19 protein-coding genes are annotated in these 20,877 nt (G+C 46.1%); 5 read left to right on the plus strand and 14 right to left on the minus strand.

Going from position 1 to position 20,877, the window contains the following annotated elements; all coding sequences use genetic code 11:
* Positions 1-209 precede the first annotated feature (209 nt).
* From QT996_RS23155 to hflX, 12 genes are all read right to left on the minus strand, one after another.
* The gene (locus tag QT996_RS23155) at positions 210-1,073 is read right to left on the minus strand and encodes a tetratricopeptide repeat protein (protein ID WP_333049305.1); all 864 of its coding nucleotides are present in this window, start codon (positions 1,071-1,073) and stop codon (positions 210-212) included.
* Between the two features lie 81 nt (positions 1,074-1,154).
* A complete protein-coding gene (locus QT996_RS23160) occupies positions 1,155-1,943 on the minus strand; it encodes an SAM-dependent methyltransferase (protein ID WP_333049307.1) in 789 nt (262 codons plus the stop codon).
* A 107-nt stretch (positions 1,944-2,050) separates the two neighbouring features.
* Positions 2,051-2,416 carry an AAA-like domain-containing protein gene (locus QT996_RS23165; RefSeq protein ID WP_333049310.1) on the minus strand — a complete coding sequence of 122 codons (366 nt, stop codon included), beginning with the start codon at positions 2,414-2,416 and terminating at the stop codon, positions 2,051-2,053.
* A gap of 332 nt (positions 2,417-2,748) precedes the next feature.
* A complete protein-coding gene (locus QT996_RS23170; protein WP_333049313.1) occupies positions 2,749-5,250 on the minus strand; it encodes a glycosyltransferase family 2 protein in 2,502 nt (833 codons plus the stop codon).
* Positions 5,251-5,825: 575 nt separating this feature from the next.
* Positions 5,826-6,407, minus strand: a complete 582-nt coding sequence (locus tag QT996_RS23175; RefSeq protein WP_333049314.1) for a hypothetical protein — start codon at positions 6,405-6,407, stop codon at positions 5,826-5,828.
* Between the two features lie 160 nt (positions 6,408-6,567).
* Positions 6,568-8,406 (minus strand): CHAT domain-containing protein, encoded by a 1,839-nt coding sequence (locus tag QT996_RS23180; protein WP_333049317.1) that lies wholly within the window; start codon positions 8,404-8,406, stop codon positions 6,568-6,570.
* Between the two features lie 108 nt (positions 8,407-8,514).
* Entirely contained in the window at positions 8,515-9,654 is a 1,140-nt protein-coding gene (locus QT996_RS23185; protein WP_333049319.1) for a Gfo/Idh/MocA family oxidoreductase, read from the minus strand.
* Positions 9,655-9,803: 149 nt separating this feature from the next.
* A complete protein-coding gene (gene gshB, locus QT996_RS23190) occupies positions 9,804-10,790 on the minus strand; it encodes a glutathione synthase (protein ID WP_333049321.1) in 987 nt (328 codons plus the stop codon).
* Between the two features lie 67 nt (positions 10,791-10,857).
* Complete coding sequence (grxC, locus tag QT996_RS23195; protein WP_333049323.1) at positions 10,858-11,121, minus strand: glutaredoxin 3; 264 nt, start codon at positions 11,119-11,121, stop codon at positions 10,858-10,860.
* 224 nt (positions 11,122-11,345) lie between these two features.
* Positions 11,346-11,510 carry a hypothetical protein gene (locus QT996_RS23200; RefSeq protein WP_333049326.1) on the minus strand — a complete coding sequence of 55 codons (165 nt, stop codon included), beginning with the start codon at positions 11,508-11,510 and terminating at the stop codon, positions 11,346-11,348.
* A gap of 279 nt (positions 11,511-11,789) precedes the next feature.
* Entirely contained in the window at positions 11,790-12,134 is a 345-nt protein-coding gene (locus QT996_RS23205; RefSeq protein ID WP_333049329.1) for a PEP-CTERM sorting domain-containing protein, read from the minus strand.
* 464 nt (positions 12,135-12,598) lie between these two features.
* Positions 12,599-14,194: a GTPase HflX gene (hflX, locus tag QT996_RS23210; protein WP_333049331.1), complete on the minus strand. Its 1,596-nt coding sequence runs from the start codon at positions 14,192-14,194 to the stop codon at positions 12,599-12,601.
* Between the two features lie 578 nt (positions 14,195-14,772).
* On the opposite strand from hflX, the gene QT996_RS23215 reads away from it, so the two are divergent.
* Complete coding sequence (locus tag QT996_RS23215) at positions 14,773-14,985, plus strand: chlorophyll a/b-binding protein (protein WP_190656884.1); 213 nt, start codon at positions 14,773-14,775, stop codon at positions 14,983-14,985.
* A 298-nt stretch (positions 14,986-15,283) separates the two neighbouring features.
* Entirely contained in the window at positions 15,284-15,562 is a 279-nt protein-coding gene (locus QT996_RS23220; RefSeq protein WP_333049335.1) for a Photosystem I reaction center subunit PsaK, read from the plus strand.
* Positions 15,563-16,141: 579 nt separating this feature from the next.
* On the opposite strand, the gene QT996_RS23225 is transcribed toward QT996_RS23220, so the two are convergent.
* On the minus strand, positions 16,142-16,810 hold the full coding sequence (locus QT996_RS23225) for an antibiotic biosynthesis monooxygenase (RefSeq protein ID WP_333049336.1): 669 nt from the start codon (positions 16,808-16,810) through the stop codon (positions 16,142-16,144).
* 98 nt (positions 16,811-16,908) lie between these two features.
* Here QT996_RS23225 and QT996_RS23230 point away from each other — a divergent pair, with 98 nt between their 5' ends.
* Positions 16,909-17,103, plus strand: coding sequence for a hypothetical protein (locus tag QT996_RS23230; RefSeq protein ID WP_333049338.1), 195 nt, complete (start codon positions 16,909-16,911; stop codon positions 17,101-17,103).
* A gap of 303 nt (positions 17,104-17,406) precedes the next feature.
* Positions 17,407-18,135: a hypothetical protein gene (locus QT996_RS23235; protein ID WP_333049339.1), complete on the plus strand. Its 729-nt coding sequence runs from the start codon at positions 17,407-17,409 to the stop codon at positions 18,133-18,135.
* A 633-nt stretch (positions 18,136-18,768) separates the two neighbouring features.
* Here the strand turns inward: QT996_RS23235 and QT996_RS23240 are convergent.
* Complete coding sequence (locus QT996_RS23240) at positions 18,769-19,446, minus strand: DUF2834 domain-containing protein (protein ID WP_333049342.1); 678 nt, start codon at positions 19,444-19,446, stop codon at positions 18,769-18,771.
* Between the two features lie 255 nt (positions 19,447-19,701).
* Here QT996_RS23240 and QT996_RS23245 point away from each other — a divergent pair, with 255 nt between their 5' ends.
* The gene (locus tag QT996_RS23245; protein ID WP_333049345.1) at positions 19,702-20,865 is read left to right on the plus strand and encodes a baeRF3 domain-containing protein; all 1,164 of its coding nucleotides are present in this window, start codon (positions 19,702-19,704) and stop codon (positions 20,863-20,865) included.
* Positions 20,866-20,877 lie beyond the last annotated feature (12 nt).

Here is a 20,877-nt window from a genome sequence, read left to right on the forward strand (position 1 = left end):
CTCGACTTTTTTTGACGCTTTTATTGATTTTAACTATTTTACACTTATTCGGATATTTACAAAACCGGGATGCTCCCGTTCGTAAGCCCCTGACAAGCGAAGAGTTTCTGCTTGTTGAGCCATCATCATATCGCTGATATCCATCTGCATAAAATTATCCTGAAAAGACACTTGATGTTTAATTACTTGAAATTTGTTTTCTCAAACACTTAACTAGCGAGTAATGCCTGAGTTCTCGGGTCGTCTCGCCAATCCAACCAAGCTGGATCGTGACCGACTAACTCAATGGCTTCATCATTGATCGGAATAGCTTCTCGCAGATATTCCCATGCTTGTTCGCAGTTACCTGTCAAGATTGCTAAACCGCAGAGTCGGTAGAGAATATCTCCCCGATCGCCTGTCTCCCATTGAGAAAGCAATGCTGTTCGCGATCGCTCGATTTCGCTTGCTGCTTTGTCCACTCCCTGCCAGCGCGCCTTAGATACGGCAATGCAGTACAAAGCTGTAGAGTCATCAGAAACCTGTTGCAACCTCTGTTCGCAACAGGCGATCGCCTCAGAATATTGACCGTCATAGCAAAGCAGTAACCCTTTCTCAATTTGCCAATTTTTCCCCCGCAATATGTTTTCGTCAAGGGCGATCGCTCGATCGAAGTCAATCAGGGATTGCTTGTAGCACTTCATCAACTCATAGATGCGGCTGCGATAAGCGATCGCCCAAACGTAATCCGGCTGACGCTCAATTGCTCGATCCAAGTCAGCCAGTGCCTTTGGGTAATATGTTTCTCCCAGAAAGCGGTAGGTTACGCCTCGGTGTGCGATCGCCCAATTATAATCAGGGTTCAGTTCAATGGCGCGGTTGAAATCTGCGAATGCCTCCTGATAGCGTTTCATCAAATAATAGGTTTCGCCCCGGTGTGCGATCGCCCAAGCATTGTTAGGTTCCAACTCGAGCGATCGGTTGAAATCATCTAACGCAGCTTCAAAATTTCCCGTCAGCCGATGAGTTTCACCCCGATGAGCCCGAGCCTTCCCATCGTCAGGGTTTTGTTCTATATAAAGCGACTTTACCACATTTTTTCTCCTCTAACACATACACTTTTTATCTGCTGGAAAAAGAATGTAGTTTTTACTACATTCTCTTGGCAAAATACCTTAAGTTTCTTTAACAAAAGACATACCCAACCGCGCCATCATTTCACTGTCTACAGGTGCAGGCGCTTGAGGCGGAACATAAAGTGTCGAAACTAGAGTAACACGACTTTCAGCCAGTTTTGACACAGGAATATGCTGGATAACTGGCTCGCAAACCGGGTAATAAACCGCTGCTTCGTAAACAATTACTTCGTGGTCAGAACCATAGTATGTTTCTAACACTTCAGCTAACACATTTAGACCGCGCAATTGAATCCATTCTTGATAAAAACCCAGATTGCCGATCGTCGCAATTTGCCACAAAATTAAAGCACTGGTCGGGTCAAATTTCCGCCTCCGAATCAGAAAGTCAGTGGCTTCAAAACTTTGACATCCGTTGCGTCCTGGGTCAAGACCCAAGTCAGCAAATAAGCAATCTTCCGCAGAAATTCCTGGTAACATTTGCGCCCTAAAACCTTCACGACGCGCCTGTTTAATCGCTTCATGGGTGGGGTAAGCGAAAACACCGGGATGACCGTAAAAAACTGCACAAACATTCAAACCCTGACGAACTTCAGCCAAAATGCGATCGACCATTTCTCGATAAGTTTCTCTACGCCGCTGATTGTTGGTATTGTAAGGTAAGGCTTCTGCGATGGGATTGAGTGTCTGTAGCCATTTAGCAGTAACAGGATCGGCTACGGCGAACAGAACTTTGTCAGCTTGCTCGATCCACGCCTTCGCTGCTAAGGTCAGATGACCAACTAATTGAATTCCCGTCCCGACAACAGTTAAAGAGCCCGTTTTCAAATGTAACTTCCTCCAAGCGATCGCAAAATGTGTTTCAGTTATGGTAGTAACGCAAATTGCTAGTTATATAATTAGAGCTGCTAAAGTTGTCGTTGTAGGCGATCGCCCTAAATTCCGGCACAGATGGGAGAGTTTTGCAATACTTGCTCTGGAGTGACATCCCCACGCCCGATACGATCAAGAGCTACCCGTACTAAATATGTATTCCTATTTACAAAACCTGTCAGTAGCTGGGCATCTTTCGCTGGCCAATCCAGTCCTTGCCGTTGCGCCAAATCCTGCACTTGGTCGCTTTTAAAGGGCCGTAGCCCCACATTAAACGGCGATTTATTTACACTCCACGGGATATACAGCTTAGTGGAGTGTACCACGACTAACCGGAGTTTTCGCCCAATTCCCCGATTTTTTGCTTCCTCGTGCCAAGTTCGCAAAAGTCCGCAAAAGTCGATCGTCAAATTGGGATAGGCAAACAAGCGATCGATATCGCCTTAAGCTAACACTAAAAGTTTGGTTGTTGAGAGTAGCAAATACTGCTGGAAGTAGATATTGCAGCTAATCTGACTGCCAAACAGCTACTCCCAAAATTCTGCTATTTGATTTCCCAGTTGCAAACCCCAACCGACGTTCGTAGAACCACCGCAAGAATTTATCCAAATCTTGAAAATTATCTCTATTTGCTAACTGAAAATGTATAAAAATTTTTGCACCATTACTTAAAAGAGATGAGGTATGATTCTCTAAAAATCCCTCAGCCTTCATCTGCTGATATTGGGGGTGAAAAATTCCCAACTAGGAGAAATTCACTCTAAAGCTGCGAAACTGCGATCGGTCTAACTGACCTATTCCTCTCAAAAACAGCCCTCGGTTTCAAAGCAATTCTCAGCAACAGCCACAGCGATCGCCATTCTCCGGGAGTTTCCTGGCACTGCCACTGGCCCGGCCGACAGTACAGCATTTCGATCAAACAGCGGTGCTGGCTAATGTTTAGGCGATCGAACGCAATTCGCACAGTGGGAAATTCCACAAAACTGCACTCTTTCCCATCCCGAATACTAGACCCCAACTGAGATTTATCGCTCACCAACTCAATCTTAGCCACAGGAATAAAACAATTCTCTTCCATAATTTTCAGAGTCGCCGAATCGCAATCAATTAAACCTTTGGCAAAACTCCCCTTAGTACCCAACTCAAGAACAGACGGCGCTACCGATCTCCTTGCCTTGACTGCCACACTGCGAGGGATAGCTTTTATTTGACCCTGGGATAAACTTGTCTCAAAGGCATATTTTGGCAAAATCTCTGCTGCTGTAAAACTCTCTTTACTGCCTTTATTTTTCACCGCAAAACTAGGCCACTGTGTCAGAGCAACTTCAGCGCCACTTTCCGAAATGACAGTGGTTACACCCCAAAAACTTTGACCGCCAATATTCAATTGTACAACCCTGCGTAAATTGAACCATTCGTAAATGTCCGGCTTAGGAATATCCACCAAAATCAGTAATGCAATCCCGATCATCAGCAGGTTGTAAGCGCTCCAAATCCATCCCAAACTCATTCCTTTTGACAAATGTGCACTTTCTGATATTGACTGTACGGTGCCAACATTTTTCACTAAATTAATATTTAAATTGTGCCACAAACTGAATGCTGTAGCTGCGAACAAGACAATCAAAGGCCATCCCAAATTCCAGTTAAAACGAAAGCGATCGCTCGCCATTCCTTTTGGCGTCACCTGAAACCCTTTCCCAAAGGGATTCAGCATGGAACTTACCACCGTCGCCGCTAAAGGAATACACTGGACGAACGAATAAATATCCGAAAGCAAAGCCGATCCCGATCTGCGGTTCAGCCAAGAAAACACAGTAAGTTGCACCAAATAGTAAGGCAGGAAAAAGTACAGCAATTCCCGCGCACTTGCCCGCAAAGGAATTATGCCGAAAAACGAATAACCTAAAGGTATCAACAGATATAAAACCTTGGTTAAACTGGTAAACCAGTGCAGCAATCCTTCCAAATGAGACAGCCTTTGTACGAATGTGAGACCGCGAATTGTTAAAGGATTGGAATCAATAAAAAATGCCTGAAGCGTGCCTCGCGCCCAGCGTAGCCTTTGATTTAGATGAGCCTCTATATTTTCAGCCGCCAAACCAGCGCTCAATTTTTCATCTAAATAAACTAAGCGATATCCGGTTGCTGACAGCCGAATTCCGGTAAAATAATCTTCGCAGATTGAATCTGTGACCAAGCCTCCCGCTGCTTCTAAAGCGCTCCGCCTCACTACAAAAGATGTACCGCAACAAACCACGCTGTCGGCGCTGTCTTTGATGATTTCAATTTGCCTGTAAAATATTTCTTCTTCCGGCGCGAGCACATTTTCTAAACCTAAATTACGGGAGATGGGGTCGTGGTTGTAAAAGGTTTGCGGGGTTTGAACAAGGGCGATTTCGGGATTTTGAAAAAATCCTACTGTTCGAGTTAAAAAGTTTTTAGTGGGAATGAAATCTGCATCGAAAACTACAATTAGTTCTCCATTAGTTAGGGCTGTGGCATGGTTAATGTTTCCAGCTTTGGCGTGAATATTATCGGGTCGGGTTATATACTCGCATCCCAGTTCTTTAGCCAGCAACTTGATTTCAGGCCGCTTAGTATCGTCGAGCAAATATACTTTTTTGTTGGCATAATCTAAAGCTTGACAGCCGATTACAGTGCGCCGTAAAATAAAAGCCGGTTCGTTGTATGTTGGGATAAAAATATCTACGGGCGGGGTGAAGTTTCCAGCTTCTACTGCAACTGCCATGCGATCGGCTTCTCGACGCCGGTCTTTCATTCTCAGCATTAAATACAGTTGAATACTGGTGTTAAAAACCAGTAGCATTTCTAGGAAAAACAGCCCCAAACTAAAGATACCGTTGAGGGGATCGGTTAAATTTAGAGTAGCGAGCGATCGCCATAAAACGTAGCGAATGGTTAAAGCCAGAACTATTGCAACTACTACGGCGCGCGACCATTTCTGCGGTTGAGGCGAAATTTTAATTGCAGCTAAAGCAACGGAGACAAGCGCGATCGTCGGCACTAACAAATACATCTTGCTCGTAGCAGGCACTTGCACCCACACAGGCGGGTTTTGCTGCCAAGTGTTGATTGTGGCAAAAATATCGCTGAGAGTACCTTCACCTGAAAACCAGGCCCCGGCGATCGCACCTGCGAAAGCAACTGCCCCCAACACGACTAGCGTTGCCGCCGGCACCCGCGAAATCCGCCAAAAGCGGCGTTTCAAGTCTTGAATATCAAATCTTGAAGTTGTCATAAAATAATTTTAAAGTCCCGATCGTGCATGCAACAGTAACGGTTTCCTGCTGTCCACTTTTTAATTCAATTGAAAATTCCGACACACGCCCATTACTATATTTACATTTTTTAACATTCTGACCATTGTATGATAATTCATCTTGCTTGCTGTTGCCAAACTGCTAAGCGAGTCCAAACCTGGCTAAAGTTACCTAGGAGAGAAGTCCGAAGCAATCTTCGGCAAGGATTTCAGCAATTAAGAACCTCCTAACTTACCTTTTGCTGACATTCCTGCAAAAGGCTTTCGGGCCTGTTCCACAATAAAAAATATTTCTTGTGGGCCGTTGCTCCAACGCCACCGATAAAAAGCTGATTGAAAATGTTGCAACCTCTCAGTCCTAACTGTCAGGCGGGGTTGCTATCTTTCAAAAAAATTATTTTGTCTACAAACCAAATAGGATTGCTATATCAAACTATAGCAATCCTAAAGATTTCACAATTAGACGATTTTGACATCTAACTAAAGGTAGATTAATTGTATATTAATAAAAAAAATTACCGCTATCGCAGCACAAAAACTCAGCCCTCAAAGAACTAATCAGCAATTTCTAATTGCGAGATTGCATAGCGGGCGACAGCCAAACTAACTCTGGCTTGTTCTATTTCCGACAATTGGGCCCAAGGTCTTTTAGTCGCCATGACTAATTCCCCCGCTTCCGAATCAACATCTCGCATGGCATAAGCCAAAGGACGTGCCAACACCTGCAAATCTTCCTCACCCCACTGAGGCAAAATATCTAAGACGCACTCTACCATTTGGTCCGCTAAAGATTGATACTTAACAGTTGCGTTTTGCACGCTTTGAGCAATGCTGGCCAGAAAATCTTGAGGAACGCGAGCAAATTTTTCGCGCAAAGACTTTTGCAGAGCAGTCGTCAGCCAAACTTGTTCTAATTGCGCGAATAAAACTTGCGACTTCAGGGCAATATCGCTGTCGCTGAAGGAATCAGACAGTGCAAATTCCTGCTCTAGGGCAGCCAAATAAGATTCTGATTCAAGCTGTGCAGGATTCCAGGGATAAGCAACATCAGTCTGAACTATTGTGGTGAGAAGTTCCATCTGGGCCTGAGTTTGTGAGTCGCGAAAATATTCAGAATCAGGAGATTGGGTAGCCATGATGTAATACCTAAGTGGGAAAAAGAAAATACAGAACCGGGACGAAAGCAAAACGCCAGTTGCGAGTTGTGAATAACTCTTTTAAATTCAGACTGGAGACTCAACGCCCAGAACTTTGCTGTGCCGCTTGCCGCTTGCCTTCATTAGCTACACCCGCATCTTAATTCGTTCCGCAATCAGTCTCACTGTAGCCCGAAGTTTTGGGAACCTCAATAGTGAACTCAAAAATCTGACCTTGAGAACTGCCAAATTTTAGCTGAGTCCCGCTGCGTAGCAGCAATTCTTGGTGGTGAACTCTCTGCCATCCATCAGATCCCAAAACTAGAGTCCCGTAGCGAGAAAAATCGCGCAAGAAGTAGCTAGGTTCTTCCCGGCTATCTCCGATAATGTTTCGGCAGAAAATCTCGGCGTGTTTTTGAGAAACCCACTGTTCTCGAATCACTACGTCGTTTTCTTCCCAGCGTCCGACTCGAACCATACCGGCGCGAATCGGCCAAACTTGATTGGTCGATTCGGTGGATTTGGCATTTGGTCCATCGCGCCCCCGCAAGTAAGCACAAGACGGCAAGCGTCCCAGCCAAGTAGAAGAATTTAAAGGCAATTCTGTTTTGAGGTCATCTACCGGCTCAGTTAGCTGACCGTCAAACTCAGGGTGCATATACAGCACAGGCAGCGTCCAAGCCGGTTGATTGAACTTGTAGAGCGTTAGTAACTGCTGTCTGGCGACGGCGACGGCGCGATCGATCGACATCCGCCCGGCCAAAGCTTGAGCAAAAGTTTGGATAAAACTCAGGGCCTCGCGATCGGCGATCGAGTCCCGCATCCCCAACACCGCAGGCACCCCGTGATGGATCAGTACCTCAGCCAAACTGCTGCGGGCGATCGCCTGTTGCTGGCCATTAGTTGAGTGCAGCCTCTCCACCGCCGGCTGAGCTCCCCAGCAGGCATTAAACACCGCCAGAGTCACGCGGCAGCGAACTAACACCTGAGCCAGTTCAGTACCATTAATCGCTGTTTCCGGCCCCAAAAACAGCAAACCGCCGTCGGGGCCCGGTATCCCGTGGCCGGCGTAAAACAGAATGTTGTAAGCTTGCGTTTCCAGCCGAGAAATGAGTTCCGCCGGAGTAGGTTCGATCAGAGTATCGACGCGAGTCGGAACGCTGATGTCAAAATATTTGCCGCTGTCGTCGGTTTGAAAAGCACTTTCCAGAATGCCAGCTAAGGCGAGTGCTTCTTCTCCCAACTGCAAATGACCGTTATTGCTGTTGGAAAATTGAGAATTAGCACCGCGGCCGGGTTCTGCTTGTCCCAAAACTAGCAAAATATTGAGCGACTCAGCAGGCTGCAGGGGTGGCAAAGGTTCAACATTGCTCGTAGTGCGGCTAAAAAGCAGTTGCTGGGACAGAGAAATTGCCGGTTGACCGGCTTGAGGCTGCATAATTTCCCAAGGTAAAGCAATTAAATAGGGTTCGCGCAAATCTACACGCACTCGCAGGGGTAGATTTTGCCCGATCGCGATACCTTTACTTTCCTGGAGACTACCCTGAATCGGCCCTTCAAACAGCCACTGCCAAAGATTAATCCCCAAATGCTGCATCAGGCGGCTGCTGTAGCTTGCCGGTGGCCGAGGCGGATGCTGACCCCCTTTGTCGCCCCACCCTTGTTGAGCGAGGTCGAGCGGGACAGAGGGCGTCGCTGGAGGTAGATCTAGCGACTGAGGACTTCGTTGCTCAGTTTCTGGCAGTAGATTCTGGTTGTTTTCCGGCGACACGAAACTGCCATCAGGAATTAGGGGCAATTCGTGAATTGTCCCGGAGGGCGAAAACATTTCCTGCCAAGCTTTCCAAGATTGGGATAGGGTATCGGGCCACATACAGTCGTGGTGAACGTACCCGCTGGGATAGGGAGCTTGTAGAACCCAAGTGGCAAAATGGTTTGCCCCAGCGGTTCTCAGGCGAGCGATCGCTATACTGAGGCAAGGACTTTCAGGGCGCGCCATTCACAACTACCGACTCTGGATATAGGGTTGGATTGAGTTTCTCTATTTGTAGTTTATCGGGTTTGGGGTGCGATCGAGTGCGTGAGATTGCTTTGGGATGTTTCACTTTTACTTAGTGCCCAAAAATTTATCTATATTAGGTAAATCTACCCAAGTTCCCGTAGCATTCGACTCCTGGGTCAAATCCATCAACAACTGCGAGTAAACCCCTTCTCTGAGTGATGGTATCAACGATTTACCTGCATCTATCGCTTCTACCCACCTATCTACTACTCGAATAAACGGTGCAATTCTCCCGTCTGGATAAACTTGAGGAAACTCCAATCTTTGAGGAATTTTGATTTCAGCTAAAGGTTCTCCACCTTGGGAACCCCACAAGCGAAATCCGTGGACGTAATCTTGCTGGTTGTCGCTTCCTAACACCAACGTACCCTTACTCCCGTAGATTTCCACCCAGTGTCCCCGCCCTTGATAAGTAACAGAACTCAAACAAACTTGACAAGGAGTTCCCCCGGCTAATTCCAACATCAACGTGCACGAATCATCGGCATCAACTAATTTTAAATTTCCCGAATCATTTGGATCAGGCCGCGCCGAAATTCCTGTAATCAATTGCCCAGAAAGCCTCTGGGGCGGGCCGAACAGCCAGCTAATATAATCAAAAACATGAGAACCCGTCGCGCCCAAAACTCCGCCGCCTCGCTCTTTTTGCGCGTACCAATTCCAGGGGCGATTAGCATCAGCGCGGCTCGACACCAACCAATCAATCTTAATTAAACGCTTTTCTCCCACATATTCTGCTGCCAATAATTCTGCTAGCATTTGCCATGCGGGGATGAAGCGAAACTCAAAGTCCATTGTGGCAATTGCTCTGGAACCACCCTTGTTAAAATCGGTTTTAGATTCGTTGTTTGCCAATCGGTAAAGTTCCCTGGCTTCATGTGCTGTCAGGGCTGTGGGTTTTTCTAATAATAAATGCTTGCCTGCTTCCAAGACGGTTTTTGCCATTTCAAAATGCAAAAATGGCGGCGTGGAAATGCTGACGCCCGCTACTTCTGGGATGGCTACTATATCGGCGATCGAGTCGCAAGCATAGGGGATATTGTGGGTAGAGGCGATCGCCTTTGCTTTGTCTAAATTCCGGTGGTAAACAGCCATAACCTCTGTCCGGTGATGGGCCTGAAATCCGGGAAGGTGTACTTTTTGACCGAAACCGGTACCGACTACTGCAACGCCAATTTTTGACATAATTTTCTAATGGAGAATGGGGAATTGGGAATTGGGAATTGGGAATTGGTAGCAACTAACAAATAACTAATGATTTCAACATCGGCCTGACGCTCGACAATTAATCCGTGTATCCGTGTCCTAATCTGTGTCGTGCATTCCTTCTTCCCTCATCCTTCTTCCTTCTTCCTTCTTCCTTCTTCCTTCTCCACCCATTCAATTACTTGTTTGCCCAAACTAACGCCGTCAAACAAGTCAATTTCTCTGATCCCTGTAGGGCTGGTGACATTAACTTCTGTGAGATAACCGCCAATAATATCAATGCCGACAAAGTACAGTCCGTCTCGTTGCAGCACTGGTTCTAACTGAGTGCAAATTTGCAGTTCGCGATCGGTAATTTCTGTTTTTGCGACTCGGCCGCCGACGGCCATGTTGCCGCGAAATTCATTGCCAGTGGGAATGCGGTTGATAGCACCGATGGGCTTGCCGTTCAACAATATAATCCGTTTATCTCCCTCTTTTGCTTCCGGCAGATAAGTCTGAACCATCACTGGAATTTGCCCTTGTTGAGTGCTAATTTCGACCAGGGAGTTGAGATTGCGATCGTCCGCTTCCAAAAACAAAATTCCCTCGCCAGCTTTGCCGCCCAAGGGTTTAAGAACTGCCGCTCCTTTTTTTTCAACAAATTGCCGAATTACCTGCTTGTTTTGAGAAACAATTGTCTCGGGGATCGCTCCCTCAAATTGCAAAGCATACATCTTTTCATTCGCCGCCCGCAATCCTTTGGGACTGTTAACTACCAAAGTTTTAGCCGGATCGATGCCATCTAGAAGGTAAGTAGCGTAGAGGTAAGGAATGTTGACTGGGGGGTCTGTCCGCATAAATACTGCGTCCATTGCTTCGAGAGGCTGCAAAGTAGGATGTTCTACCTCGTACCAAGTCTCAGCCGCCTCCCAGCGTCCCTCTACCACTTTTACTGGGGTGAGGGCTACCCGGCTGAGCATTCCCCAGGTTTTGCCGCCGATGACGCTTAATTCGTTGGCTTGAGTCGCCCAGACTTCGTGACCCAACTCTTGAGCTGCCTCCATCAGCGCTACGCTGGTATCGTGTCCTGGAATTAGTCGCGCGAGGGGATCGATGATGAATGCAAATTTCATTGTCAGTTAAAATTAAGAATTGGTCGCAGGAAAGTTTGGGCTAACGGAAAATTCGACAGGGAATGCCTCATTTTGCTGCTAGGAGGGGGTCTAGCTCGCCTAGAGCATCGAGTTTGTGGATGTCGTCGCAGCCGCCTATGTGTTGGTCGTTAATGAATATTTGTGGGAGGGTGCGGCCTCCGTTGGCTCGATCGCTCATTTGAGCCCGTGCTGCTTCATCTCCGTCGATCGCGTACTCTGTAAAATCAATCCCTTTTCGCTTCAGCAGTGCTTTGGCACGAACGCAAAACGGGCAGGTTCTCCAAGTGTAAATTTCTACTTTAGGGGTCATGGGACGCTCAAACAATAACAATATTTTTTAATTGTAATCTTAACCCTAGTGCGGACTGTTTTTAGTTCATAGGCTGAAACCCTGCATTTTTCCTTGGTAGCCCACTTGCCTGGGAGCCTTGAAACCCTTATTCTACGGTTGCCTATCAAAAACTGTCCGAAGGATTGATCTTAACCAATCTTAGGTTAATTTTTATATTTTAATTTTTATTATATATAGCAATCCTAAATCATTTGTGAATTTCTTACTCCCTCCCCTTGATAAGGGGAGGGTTTGGGTGGGGTAAAAACTTTACGACTCCTGCCAGGATTGCTATACATAGCAAAACCATTTGATTTGTAAACAATCGATTCCATCATCACAAGCGTTTCAGGTTGTTCTACATTCATGACTCAAATAGACTTGCTATAGCAACCTTATATTTTGCGCCGGAGGTTATTCATTCCTGAAACCCTTGCCGGGAAGTGCATTTGCCTTCTTCCTTATTTTTACCCTGACTGAAGTCGCTATAAATTTTTTCCTTCAACATCCGGCTCTATTTGCAGCGCACAACCGAGGTGTCAAGTTATTTTTTATACAATTTTTTTTATATAAATTTAAGTAAACAAATACCCACACTTAAAAAAACGGAGACATTTTGAAGGGAAACAGGTTGGTCATCAGCCTGGCTAGCGCTGCGGACCAACCTGATTGTTTCGCTTTTTGCACGAACAGATCATTCCTGCACCTGTCAGTAGGACTGCGATCGCAGTACCCGGTTCAGGAATAGAAGTTGTGTTTCTCGAAGGTTGGCTTGTTGTGCTTGTGTATATTTGGGACAAACTCGGCTGGGTCGCCAATTGCGGGTCGGGTGCGGTTGCTGTTGATTCCGTGGTGGGGGCACAGGCACTAGAATAATTTCCCGGGCCGCACACATCTACTGCTGCTGCCGGAGGGGCGGCAGCTAGATAGTAAAACGCTGTTGCCATTGTGGCAGAGAGTCCAATTGCTAGTTTTGCCAGTGGCGTACACATAACTATTTAGTTAAACAGTGGTAAAATCGAAAAATAGAAATAGTCCTAGAGATTAGCGCTGTACGACGGGCAAGGATTTTAGAGTTCTTACAATAAATGGATGTCTTCTCTCGCGGATGTCTGTAAAAGATAGTATAGCGCTTGAAGTGAGTACCCAAACACTTTAATAATATTATTCTCTTTTACCTTGACATCACGTACCGTGGTTTGCACAGCGTGAAGCAACATCTTTTTGCTACCTCTGAACCAATAGCCCTTACAGCCATTAACAAAGAGTGTTTTTACCTTGACCGGGGCCTCCGGAAATTATTTATTTAACCAAGCGCAAAATAGAGATGCTGTATTGTACTTTGCAAGGCACAATCTGACTACTCTTTTATAATCTCATAGTCCGACTATATCTGTCCTCAGTATATGTACGTATATTCCCCCATGTCAACTACTCAAAAGAAATATTTAAGTATTTACCGAGGGTAGAGGGCGTATTGAATGAGCTGAGCTAGTCTGTCGCGGAGAGTTTCCATCCCAAGAGCTTTGGCGGCCGAAATAAATACTGCTTGAGGAAATTCTTCTCGGGCGAGGGCGAGAGTATCTCCATCTACGGCATCGATTTTGTTAAAAACGACAAGGGCTGGGCCAGGAGTTACGGGCATATCTGTCAAAATATTCATGACCGATCGAATTTGGCTCTGCCACGCGGGATGGGAGAGATCGACGAGGTGCAGCAAAGCATCGGCGTCAGTGACTTCTTCGAGGGTAGCCCGGAAAGCGTCGATCAAGGCGGGGGGCAGTTCGCGAATAAAGCCCACTGTATCTGTGAGGACGATCGACAGGGGTTCCCGGGTGACAGTGCCGGGAATGGTCAACCGTCGAGTTGTGGGGTCGAGGGTGGCAAATAACTGGTCGGCGGCATAGACCTCGGAATTCGTGAGCAGGTTGAGCAGAGTCGATTTACCGGCGTTGGTGTAGCCGACGATCGCGACTGAGGGTACGTCGTGATGATGTCGGTTCTGCCGCAGCCGGAAGCGGTGGGCCAGCAGTTGATTTACTTCTTGCTGCAATCGAGAAATGCGTTTGGCGATCGTCCGCCGTTCGGTTTCTAGTTTGGTTTCCCCGGGGCCTCTAGTACCGATGCCGCCACCCTGTCTCGACATTGCCTGACCGCGACCTCTGAGCCGGGGTAGGGCGTACTCTAGCTGAGCGAGTTCGACTTGCAATTTACCCTCGCTCGATCGAGCTCTTTGGGCAAAGATGTCGAGAATTACCTCTGTTCGATCGACTACCCGGATACCTATCTGAGTTTCCAAGTTCCGTATTTGTGCGGGGGTTAGGTCGCGATCGAATACCACGAGGTTAGCGCTAACCGTCTGAGCGGTGAGGGAAATTTCCTGAACTTTGCCTTCCCCGACGACTGTCTGGGGATTGGGGCGCGATCGTTTTTGGCGCACTGTTTGCAGTACCTGACCTCCGGCGCTTTCAACCAGCCGCGTGATTTCTGCGAGTCCGTCCTCAAACTCCAACTGAGTCATGTGCTGAGTCATTACACCTACCAACAGCACTTTGTCTTGGTCTGCATCGACCTGCTTAGCGACAAACTCTGCTTCAAACTCTGCTTCGAGTCCTTCCACCAAATCCAGAAAGTCTTGGTCGGCGAGTTCGTCCAAATTCAGCGGTTCTGATATTTTCCAGGGAAACTGTTGAGTTTTGATTAGTGACTTTTGAATTGAAGGCTCTTCTATTTCATCAGTTGAATCTGGTTCTAACTGAGCGCTCAAAACAGAGAACTCAAAATTTGGCTGGTTTCCCTGGGGTATCAGGTGAGCGAGATAAGTTTCTTGGATGTAACCAGTCGCACCGCCGCCGCGACGCTGAAATCCTCCGCCGGTCAGTGTCAGCCAAACGAGGGCGTCGAGGCGCTGAATTGCCATTGCTGTGAGGGCTGCTTCGCTTGGGGTTTCTGGCTTCAGGTGGGTGGCGATGCAGCGAATGCCGCTGAGGCGACCTCCCCCGTAGCGGGGCAATTCTAAGGGCGCAATCTGCGTTTGGCGGGGTGTACCCACGCCGACGCGAATTACTTGTCCGCGGCGGTTGATGTAGGTGCAGATTGGTTTGTCTATTTCCGTGCTGATGGCGGCGACACGCTGGGCGAATTCTGCCGTGGTGATGCGATCGCCCGGTAGTCGCTGGTGGTAAAGCTTTTCGAGTTGCTTGAGCTGGCTGGACTTTAAACCTTGAAGATTGCCGTAGATGGTTTCGATAACTGTTTCTCCCGATCGCTCTGTTTATCTCCTATTTTAGTTAACTCAAGGGCGATCGTGTTCGGGTTTTCAGTTCAAATTTACTAAATTTTCTTGCCCCTAGCAGAGCGCGGATTCAGTATTGTCTAGTTACCAGTGCCGTTATTTGTCGCTACGGCGCGATCGAGCCTTTCACAGAAGCCATCTCAACTTGCAGTTGTATTTAGTATCTACAGATACAGGCGATCGCTGAAAAATCTCGCGCAACAAAACTTAACACTTTATTTTTTGTTTCAAAATCCTCCTTTAGACTTGTGTGTATCTTGAGCCTAGAGACAGATAGCAAAGCAGAAATTAGGTCGCTACCATGAGAAGCGAACATTGTTAAGGAATGTAAAAACATGGAAACTCGTCCTACTAACGTGCCTCCTACGGCTAATGCTTACAACGGCAAAGATCGGAATGCCTTTTTGTTTGGCTTCAACCCGCAAGCAGAACTTTGGAACGGTCGCTTAGCGATGATCGGTTTCTTAGCTTATTTGCTTTGGGACGCCGCTGGATATAGCGTTCTGCGTGACATACTTCACTTTCTGCCTACCTACATTGCTCAGTAATGAGTAGGTGTGTTTCCTGTCTGGCAGCGTGAGTAAATGCCGCCACTGCCAGACAGGCTAAAAGTTACAAATGGCAGCGAGTATGGTTTTGTCCCTTTGTATCTTTCGTTACTTTTGAATGGCATTAAAAGACTTCTTGCTGTGATTCGATGATTACGGGTGCGGGCGGTGTCGCTGGCGCGGTGAATATTGACAGCAACAGATATTTATTGCGTAAAGGCGATCGCCCCTGCTGCATTTTTGGCAAGAAATCTCATCGAGCATTTCTGATAACTTATGAAAAATAGGAGCATCAACAATGATTAACTCAAATTTACTGGCAGTAGTAGCATCGACTGTGACTGACACAGCATCAGGAAATTGGCAAAAGCCTTTGGTGATGTTTGTTTGCAATATCTTAGCATTGCTAGTTCTCAGCCGCAGAATTTGGTATCCCCACGTAGGCCCGAAAATGCCTTTGCCCTTCCCCTCTCTCTTCAACAATGTTAGCGTACCGGCATTTCTGGCTTGCATGAGCGCTGGTCATTTGCTGGGAGTATTCACTATTTTGACCCTCCACATAGACAAGTATTTTTAGGAGCAATTGCGTCGCTTCTGTGGGGACTTATTGCTACAATCGTTAGGTTAAAAGGCAGACAAAAAATGGCAGGGGTAAGTGAAAACCACTCACCTCTGCTATTTTAATTTTAGAGCTGCACTGACGCAGAAATCGGTTTTTTTTTACCATGCACATACAACTAACGGGACTTAAATAAATTTCAAGCTCAAACCCAGACTAAACTAGCTTTATCAGGATCAAATAGGTAAACATTGGCTGATAGCGCGCCCGCAAATCTATAAGATATAACTGTTGTAAAAGCTTTTAATCCCTCCGTAAAATTAGTTAAAAATAGTGAGACCCTTAGCAAGGACGCACTTCACGCTTCAACTGATCCCAAACTACCAAACGGTAGAGCCAAGATACTAATATTCACTGCCCATAAAGACCGATCATTCCACTGACTTAATACAAGGCATAATCCTCACCATTTGTGACAATCACGACCGAAAAATTTGATCCAATTAAGGTTGTTAACTACAGGGACAATTGTCTCTCTTTCCGCTCGCTCAAATCTGAGGCTAAAGCTCCGTGCCTTTAGGCCGGAGTAAGCTTACTTTAGGGAATGGGATATAGCCATTTGCGAAATAATTGTGTTAAGCGCGGCATGATCAAATAGGTGAGCAGGATAACAGTGAGACCTGTAATCATCAGAGATGTGAGCAAGGCAGGAAGCCCTGATAGTAGCGGTACCAGCAAACGATTGAGAATAGAAATGGTAAAAAACACTCCCAACCATGTAACTAACGCCATTTTGTAGCGAGGGGGTGGAGCCTTCATCGATTTATTGGGCAGCGTAAACCAGGTTTCCAATCCGGTGAGGGTTTGAATATCTTCTGGCTTTTCAATCAAGGGCTGCAATCGCTCAATCCACTCTCGCCGAACATCAGATTCTAGCCATGTCTTGAGATTGTCGTAGCAATCGAACTTGAGAATCACAACGTACTCAGGATGGGCGTGATGCTGGGGTCGAATAGTGCTCACACCCAGATGTCCCTTGGATTTTCGTGCATCTGCGGCGATGCCATGAAACCATGCTTCGTAACCTTCCTCGCGCCCCGGTTTCACGACATGAGAGATCACAGCGGTGACTAGATAGTTTTCTTCACTGATATTGCTCGCCAACGGTTCTTCCAACATAGAATTTAGATAATTAACTGAGAGAAAAGTTTTATTGAGAACAACGACCTTAGAGACATCTAATTGCTGGGCAATTTTCGGCAGCACGTCTGGAAACAGAAGGGAGATTAACGAATGCGATCGCTAAGGTTTGGCATGAGATGAAATGACTAGCGATCTCCAGCAGCTTGTAAGGCAGCTTGGGCATGGGCGAGATTCTGCGATCGAGCCTCGTCTCCACCCATGAGATTATCGGCATGGACGACTTCAATATGACACAAGATGAAGGGCGGTTGGTGATATTCGATCACCGCGAGAACGCACCGGAGTTGGAAGAACGGTTGAATACTGACTTTTATACAACGAATATGGGGCGAATAATTACAGTAATTCGAGGCTGAGTAAGTTGTGATGAATGTCTCATTTTTTTTGATCGACCCACTGTTATTCCGACTCTATTTCACCCATCAAGTTGACTTTTCACAAATATAATAAAGATAGCTTTTTTCAGTGCGACGGGTTAAGTGCTTGAGTCGAATCGTGCGGCGCGCTCGATCTAGGAAAGGATATTCTGATGGAGTAAGAAGGGGTTGACATACATCATCGATATGCGGTATTTTTCGACTATATGCAGTATTGTACCGTAACTGCGATACACTTCTAAGTTAGACAGACATAATGGATATATATGTAATTGAATTAATATGATAATTCCACACAGAGATACTCTTTTAAATGCACGTAAAGTCTATTCACAGTGTGCGAACAAAGTAGAACAAAGTATTGCAGCCCAAGGACTTACTGCATTGCTCTCAAACCAAGTTATTGGAATAGGTGTTGCGACTGAATGGGTAAGACGTGCGGCAGAGATGGATAACATTCATTACATGGGCAAGAGGTTCAATAAATCGAAAAAGAACGATTTGTTTATTGAAGTTTTACGATTTAATTTCTCGTGGTTTGCTCTTAATGCAATCTTTACTCGAAATGATTTGCTGTCTTTGTTCGGAACTGCTTCTGATCACAGTGAATACTCAGCATTTTCTCTTCTGTACAATAGTGCTGTACCCCCAAATGCAACAGTACGCTTGCAGAAACTTCATCTGCTACTGAACACACAAATTACAACACGGTTGCCCAGCACCAGTAACCATTCCGTCTCAACACTGGAAGCTATCTACCTGAAATACTTGCCAAACAACATTCGTGGGCGTACTGCAAGAGCTATCCAGCAAGCAGTACAGGCAGGAAATGCTAACTCTCTTGATATGCCTACCCTTTTATACCAATTCCGAAACTGGTCTGTGCATGGCAATACACTACACGGTTGTTTTGGAAGTCATTCCCGATTCCTCGAATATGCGTCTCTCCTTCAAGAGACTTTAGCTGACGTACATTACGAGACAGCTAGAAAACTCATGAGCTTACTATAACGCTTTAAAACCCCAAAACCTGATAACCCTTTCGAGCTATCAGGTCGTCATCTGGACCTGCCCATGAAGTAACTTGCATCGTGTGGTAGACAGTCAGGGAGTTGCGCTGTGTCCTGCTAAGTAAAGCAGGCTAAACTTTAAATATGATTATTGAAACGCAAGTGGAATAACATCTTCAGAGTATATAGCAAAACCATTTGATTTGTAAACAATCGATTCAATCATCACAATCGTTTCAGATTGTTCTACATTCATGACTCAAATAGACTTGCTATATTATAGTCTAAGACAGCAGAATTTAGGACACTGTAGAATGAGTCCTGTTACTCGTTATTCCGCCTGTTAAATGAGTGTAGAGCCAAGCTTGGGGTGTCTAACACGTCCTGGCAGCGGACGGTCAAAAACTTTTGGTGCTGAGTTTAAGCTTACTTGCCGCCGCTGCATTTTGCCGTTATCTCGTAAAGGCTGCCTGACTTTGGAGATGATTCGGTCTCGATCGAGTGTCAAATCAAAGCCCCTAACACTTTCAATGTCGCTTTTTGAGCATTCGTCAATCCAGTTGCCCCTTAAATATTCATACCTTCATAGAGTCGATCGCCTATCAACTTGAACACTACCAAATTTTTCAATGTTTCAATTTCCGGCTGTCATTGGGAAAGTGGCGATTTCTGTTGGAGATTCTGGCAGAGGGGGGCGCAGACAAAGATAAACTAGCGGCCCTAACAGCGGAACTAGAGACACTGCCCAAAAAATGCGATCGTCCGCAAGTCCGCGGCGTGCCATGTCGTCTCCCAAAACTGAGGGAAATATTACAGCCATCAAGCAAAAATCCCAAGTTATTAAATGCACAAAAGAAATTGACTGCCACTGCCTGACATAATCTCCCCAATCTCCATTTAACCAAGCCCAAGCTGACAGCCAGATAGTACTTAGTAAAAGTACAATGCCTGTCCAGCGGGAGTCTGATATTTTGAGCAACATATCTTTGCGGCCGGAAAATTGTGGCTGGGGCTGGCGAAGGAGTAAGTAGGGAATTAAGCCGATGATACCGGCGCCGTTGGAAGCGATCAAAGCAGACCCAGCGGATATATTTTGGGTTCTCTCATCAATGAATAGGAGGCAAGCGTAGACCATCGGCCAGACTCCCATGAGAGCGAATAGGGTGACAAGGTAGGGGTTAATTCCTTCTAGCTGCAATTTCAGAAGTTTTTCAATAACTGTTAGCGTTCCGGGCTGATCGAGAGGAGCTAGCAGCAAGGTGTAGGCAATAAATGTTGCCCACAGCAACCCCAGAAACATTTTTGTTTTCATCAGATATAACGAGTAGTTGAACCCGACTAAACTGAATTATGGTAAAGTAACGCCCCAGTTACGGGCGTCTATCTTAAGTGATAAGCAGTTCGATTGGAACAGCGGCTGCAAACCCCGTTTTAGTCCGGGGATGAAAGGCTCTACAGCAGGCGAGCATTACTTTAGGCAGACGCAGGAGCCCCGCCAGGGGAGATACATTTTAAAGAATCGGTTGTTTTCATTACACAACCCTTTATTAGAAAAGGAGTTTCAGCGATGAACTTAATATCTGTAGAGGAACTCAAAGCCCTGGTACAACAATCTGCGGGATTGTGCGTCTCTATTTATATGCCAGTCGCTCAAGGAACAGAAATTCAACAAAATCCAATTCGGTTCAAAAATTTAATTAGAGAGGCTGAAGACAAAATAGTAGAGTACGGATTTGACAAAAAAGAAGCTCGGGAATTGCTAGAGCCAGTCCGAGCAGAAATTGACCGGGAAAACTTTTGGGAAAATCAAAGCAACCTGCTGGCGATTTTTGTCGGTTCGGGATTTTTCCGCTACTATAGCTGTCCGGTGAATTTTGATGAATTAGTGGTTGTGAGCGACAATTTTCACGTCAAACCGCTGATGCCTTTGCTGACAGGAAAGAGTTTATTTTATGTTTTAGCTCTCAGTCAGAAGGAAGTGAGGCTGATTGAGTGTACGTCTTACAGTGCTCGGGAAGTTGAAGTTGAAAACTTGCCTAAAAGCCTTGATGAGGCTCTGCAATATGACCCGACTGCTAAAGATGGTCAGTTTAGGATTGCTACTTCAAAAGGAGGCACTAATAATTCTTTTCAGCAGCCGGGAAGTTTTCACGGCCAAGGAAGTCCAGACCGAGATGAACCCCAGCAGGAAATATTGCAGTATTTCCACATAATCGATGCGGCGCTGCACGAATATTTGCGCGACAAAAAAGCTCCTTTAGTGTTAGCTGGAGTTGAGTATCTGTTCCCACTTTACCGAGAAGCAAATACCTACGCGCATTTAGTTGAAGAAGGAATTACAGGCAATCCGAAACTTCTCAAGCCGGAAGAGTTACGGGTCGAAGCTTTGCCGTTGGTGGAACCTTTGTTTTCGCAGGCTCAGTCAGAGGCGATCGCACAATACCACGATCTGACAGGAAGCGATAAAATTTCTGCTGATTTGAAAGAAGCTGTTTCGGCTGCTTATTTTGGACGTGTCGATCGACTCTTTGTTGCTCTTGACGTTCAGCAGTGGGGTAGTTTTAATCCCGATACAAACGCGGTGCAAATCCACCCCGAGGCAGAACTGGGCGACGAAGATTTGTTGAATGCCACAGCAATTCAAACTATTCTCAACGGCGGAACTGTTTACGCGGTGCCGCCAGAAAAAGTGCCGGACGAGGCACCTTTAGCTGCTATTTTCCGCTATTAATTTACCAGGTTT

Origin of the sequence: Microcoleus sp. S13C4 (genome assembly GCF_036700865.1) — a bacterium.
Taxonomy (GTDB): domain Bacteria; phylum Cyanobacteriota; class Cyanobacteriia; order Cyanobacteriales; family Microcoleaceae; genus Microcoleus.

What these genes read in the sequence shown, in the direction of transcription:
- QT996_RS23240 (WP_333049342.1), bottom strand. Translation starts at nt 19,446, where the DNA reads ATGAAAACAAAAATGTTTCTGGGGTTGCTGTGGGCAACATTTATTGCC.
- QT996_RS23220 (WP_333049335.1), top strand. Translation starts at nt 15,284, where the DNA reads ATGATTAACTCAAATTTACTGGCAGTAGTAGCATCGACTGTGACTGAC.
- QT996_RS23205 (WP_333049329.1), bottom strand. Translation starts at nt 12,134, where the DNA reads ATGTGTACGCCACTGGCAAAACTAGCAATTGGACTCTCTGCCACAATG.
- QT996_RS23180 (WP_333049317.1), bottom strand. Translation starts at nt 8,406, where the DNA reads ATGGCGCGCCCTGAAAGTCCTTGCCTCAGTATAGCGATCGCTCGCCTG.
- QT996_RS23215 (WP_190656884.1), top strand. Translation starts at nt 14,773, where the DNA reads ATGGAAACTCGTCCTACTAACGTGCCTCCTACGGCTAATGCTTACAAC.
- QT996_RS23185 (WP_333049319.1), bottom strand. Translation starts at nt 9,654, where the DNA reads ATGTCAAAAATTGGCGTTGCAGTAGTCGGTACCGGTTTCGGTCAAAAA.
- QT996_RS23175 (WP_333049314.1), bottom strand. Translation starts at nt 6,407, where the DNA reads ATGGCTACCCAATCTCCTGATTCTGAATATTTTCGCGACTCACAAACT.
- grxC (WP_333049323.1), bottom strand. Translation starts at nt 11,121, where the DNA reads ATGACCCCTAAAGTAGAAATTTACACTTGGAGAACCTGCCCGTTTTGC.
- gshB (WP_333049321.1), bottom strand. Translation starts at nt 10,790, where the DNA reads ATGAAATTTGCATTCATCATCGATCCCCTCGCGCGACTAATTCCAGGA.
- QT996_RS23245 (WP_333049345.1), top strand. Translation starts at nt 19,702, where the DNA reads ATGAACTTAATATCTGTAGAGGAACTCAAAGCCCTGGTACAACAATCT.
- QT996_RS23170 (WP_333049313.1), bottom strand. Translation starts at nt 5,250, where the DNA reads ATGACAACTTCAAGATTTGATATTCAAGACTTGAAACGCCGCTTTTGG.
- QT996_RS23235 (WP_333049339.1), top strand. Translation starts at nt 17,407, where the DNA reads ATGATAATTCCACACAGAGATACTCTTTTAAATGCACGTAAAGTCTAT.
- QT996_RS23230 (WP_333049338.1), top strand. Translation starts at nt 16,909, where the DNA reads ATGGGCGAGATTCTGCGATCGAGCCTCGTCTCCACCCATGAGATTATC.
- QT996_RS23200 (WP_333049326.1), bottom strand. Translation starts at nt 11,510, where the DNA reads ATGAATGTAGAACAACCTGAAACGCTTGTGATGATGGAATCGATTGTT.